This window comes from Flavobacterium riviphilum (assembly GCF_055231795.1).
The window spans coordinates 1-3,572 of the sequence record NZ_JBUYSY010000033.1 but is presented as its reverse complement, the minus strand read 5'-3'; the positions used below and the strand labels follow the sequence as shown (position 1 = coordinate 3,572).

Annotated in this window: 4 protein-coding genes and 1 pseudogene; 2 read left to right on the top strand and 3 right to left on the bottom strand. The window is 37.8% G+C overall.

Annotated features, from left to right (window positions below):
• Positions 1-471: 471 nt before the first annotated feature.
• From ACZIX2_RS14130 to ACZIX2_RS14120, 3 genes and pseudogenes are all read right to left on the bottom strand, one after another.
• A complete protein-coding gene (locus ACZIX2_RS14130) occupies positions 472-828 on the bottom strand; it encodes a helix-turn-helix domain-containing protein (protein ID WP_463340738.1) in 357 nt (118 codons plus the stop codon).
• A 5-nt stretch (positions 829-833) separates the two neighbouring features.
• Positions 834-908 (bottom strand): annotated as a pseudogene (locus ACZIX2_RS14125) (type II toxin-antitoxin system HigB family toxin); the annotation flags it as partial.
• A 42-nt stretch (positions 909-950) separates the two neighbouring features.
• On the bottom strand, positions 951-1,499 hold the full coding sequence (locus ACZIX2_RS14120; RefSeq protein WP_463340737.1) for an REP-associated tyrosine transposase: 549 nt from the start codon (positions 1,497-1,499) through the stop codon (positions 951-953).
• Positions 1,500-1,851: 352 nt separating this feature from the next.
• Between ACZIX2_RS14120 and ACZIX2_RS14115 the strand changes: the two genes are divergently transcribed.
• Together ACZIX2_RS14115 and ACZIX2_RS14110 are read left to right on the top strand one after the other, a co-directional pair.
• Positions 1,852-2,577, top strand: coding sequence for a CDP-alcohol phosphatidyltransferase family protein (locus ACZIX2_RS14115; protein WP_463340736.1), 726 nt, complete (start codon positions 1,852-1,854; stop codon positions 2,575-2,577).
• A gap of 3 nt (positions 2,578-2,580) precedes the next feature.
• Positions 2,581-3,447 carry a glycoside hydrolase family 25 protein gene (locus ACZIX2_RS14110; RefSeq protein WP_463340735.1) on the top strand — a complete coding sequence of 289 codons (867 nt, stop codon included), beginning with the start codon at positions 2,581-2,583 and terminating at the stop codon, positions 3,445-3,447.
• Positions 3,448-3,572 lie beyond the last annotated feature (125 nt).

The window sequence follows — 3,572 nt, the reverse complement described above, 5'->3', positions numbered from 1 at the left end:
GAACGAAGAATCTCATCATGTGAACTATCTGTGTGATTGTTCCTCTGTCGGAATGACAAAATACCGAGTCTTTTTCCTTAACTTAATGACATTGCGCTCGCGCTTGCGTTGAAAAGTATAAAAATGTAAACTTTTTTAGAACAAGACAAAATGTTATTAGGTGAAGCATTTTTTTTGTCATTCTGAGGAACGAAGAATCTCATCATGTGAACCCTCTGTGTGATTGCTCCACTGTTGGAATGGCAAAATGATAAGTCTTTTGCCTTACCTTACTGATATTGAACGAGCGCCAGAATTGGATATTTACAAAAAAACAGTGCTACCATTCGCTAAAATTACTATTGCTTAAGTTAACCGCGTTGCAAACGCTGCAATCGGTTTTTATAAGGTAAGTAGGCACTCGTTGCAAACGAGCGCCAGAATTGGAGTTATGCACGAGCATGATACTCGCGCTAGCGCAGCTGTACTTTATTAATACGCTTGAATTAAAACCTCTGTAGGTATATTAAGGCTTTCATGTAACTTTCTGATCATTTGCAGTGAAAGCTTTCTTTTTCTATTTAAAATTTCGCTTGCACGACTTTTCAATCCCACAATATTGGCTAAGTCATTTTGAGTGTAGCCCATTTGTTCCATTCTGAATTTAATTGCTTCAATTGGATCAGGCAAACCAATTGGGAAGTGTTCGTTTTCGTATTGGTCAATCAAAATACCAAGCACTTCAAGTTCGTCTCCTTCAGGAGAACCACTTTTTGCGTCAAAAATTTTTTCAAGTCTTTCCAAAGCTTGATTATAATCATTTTCTGTTTTTATAGGTTTAACTTCCATAAGTTTTAAATTTCGTCAGCATTAATCTTGTCATATTCTGCATGCGTTCCAATAAATCGAATCCAAATCATTTGATAATCCTTGTGTTAGCGCGAGCGTCACGCTCGTGCCTACTGTCTAAATCAATTCAAATCAATTGCTAAGATCGTTTGATCGTTATTTCCATAATTTCTTGCACTACTGTATTTCCATTCCGTAGATTCGGTCACAAAACCAGACTTTAAAGGATTGTTATGAATGTAATTAAGCTTTTGTTCAAAAACCTTTAAAGACCAAATTTCAATTGGCTGATTGTTTTGTTGCCAAAACTGTCTATTCTTGACATTGCTGTTTTGTCTTCCTGCTTTTTCAAACAGCTGCAGCATCCAATCTTTTCTGCTCTCCTTAGGATTTTCTTCAATAATTTTCAACATTTTTCGAGAGGTAAATCCTTTAAAATCTCTAATCAAGCCAGAAGGATCTCCTTCTGAAGAACGAAAAATTAAATGAACATGGCTCGGCATAATACAATATCCATATATTTCCATTCCTTTATTTTTTCGACAAAAATCTAGAGATTCAATAATAGCATCAAAATATTTTACTCTTGTAAACACATCAATCCAATAAACTGTTGCAAAAGAAATGAAATAAGCCCCTTGCTCATCTCTAAATTTATATTTTCTACTCATTTGTTTATTGTCTACTAAATTTAACTGCAAGGTATTACATTTCGTTTAATTATAAAACCTATTGTGTACAAGGCACGAGCGTGACGCTCGCGCTAGCACTTGAATTAGGATTAAGTATAAATTATGTAAACTTATTGCAGAACGAGACATGATGGCACGAGCGAGACGCTCGCGCTAGCGTTGATAGTATAAAACAATACAAACATGATGGCACGTGCATGATGCTCGCGCTAGCGTTAAAAGTATCATCCCGTACTCCAAATTATATCTATCAAACAAGAATCTCTTCTTCAAAAGGCGTCCCCTATCACATAAAATCTTATTTTTGTGATGCAATTTAAACCCCATAAGTATGCCTTTCAAAAAACACCTCCCCAACCTTATCACTTTATTGAACTTATTTTCAGGCTGTATCGCATTGACTTTTGTAGTGCAAAAAGAATACGAAATGGCGTTTTATTTTGTGAGTTTGGGTATTTTCTTCGACTTTTTTGATGGCTTTTTTGCCCGTATGTTCCAAGTATCAAGTCCCTTGGGGTTACAGTTGGATTCTTTAGCCGACATGGTGACTAGCGGTGTGGTTCCGGGCTTTGCTTTATTTCAAATGATGTTAGAGGCTTTTGGCTTGACCTTATCGAGTCCGTTTGACCTGCATTATGCCTTAGCCTTCTCAGGCTTCTTGGTGACTTTAGGGTCTTGTTATCGTTTGGCCAATTTTAATGTAGACACCCGACAAACCGACTCCTTTATTGGCTTGCCTACCCCTGCCAATGCCCTTTTTATTTTGAGTTTGCCCGTAGTGGTTTCCCATTCCGATTCTTTACTTCTTTTAGAATTGGCTACTAACTTTTGGGTTTTATTGCTATTGGCAATAGCTAGTGCCTATATCCTCAATGCTGAGATTCCACTATTTTCTTTAAAAGTAAAAAAAAAGGAGCTTGCTGCGAATCGATTACCCCTATTCTTTCTAATCGTCTCGCTATTGTTGTTGCTCACACTACACTATAGCGGCATCCCATTGGTCATCCTCTTTTACATTGGCTTATCTATCATTACTAACCACTGGAGCAAGCAATAAAATATGGCGCTTCAAAGAAACCCGAAGAGAGTCGTAAAAAAACGTACTAAAAGTCGCCCCTCAACAACCAGAAAGTCGCTCAAAACCGTTTTTTGGACAGGCCTTAGCGTTTTATTTCTTGCTTTATTGGGCTACCATTACCGCATTGGCTTAGCCTATTATTTGGGATTTAAGTCGGACAAGATTCGGAAATCAGCTGTATTTTCGACCGTTCGCAACTTGCGAATTCTAGAAAAACACGAAGGCAAATCCTTCGGTATAGACGTTTCCGCCTATCAAGGCCGCATCAACTGGGAGGAGGTCAAGCAAATTGAAGACCAGTATCCTATAGATTATGTTTTTATCAGAGCTAGCGCGGGCAATAACAAAGTGGATCCACAATTCCAACGCAATTGGAAAGGTGCACAACACAACGGCATTTTACGAGGGGCCTATCATTATTATCGCCCCAATGAAAATTCCTTAGAACAAGCCCAACTTTTTATACAAACGGTCAAGCTAGAAAAAGGCGACTTACCGCCCATTTTGGATATCGAAAAACTACCCGAAAACCAATCTATGGCTAACCTTAAAAAAGGGTTACGCAAATGGCTGATGGCTGTAGAAGCGCATTATCAAGTGCGTCCCATCATTTATAGCGGTGAAAAATATTATACTGATTTCCTGAAAGAGGCTTTTAGTGAATACACTTTTTGGATTGCCAATTATAACTTTTACAGAGAAAATATAGCCGAAGATTGGTTGTTTTGGCAATTTACAGAAAACGCCCGAGTAACGGGCATCGAAGGCCCCGTGGATGTCAATATCTACAATGGCGATTTGCAACAACTGGAATTCATAACGGTGAGTGAGGAGGAAGTTAGTGAATAGTGAATAGTGAATTGTGAATTGTGAAAATAGAAGTTAGAAAATAGAAGTTAGAAAATAGAAGTTAGAAGGCAGAAGGCAAAAGGCAGATTCATGTTCAAGTTAGACAGTAGAAGTTAGATAATAGA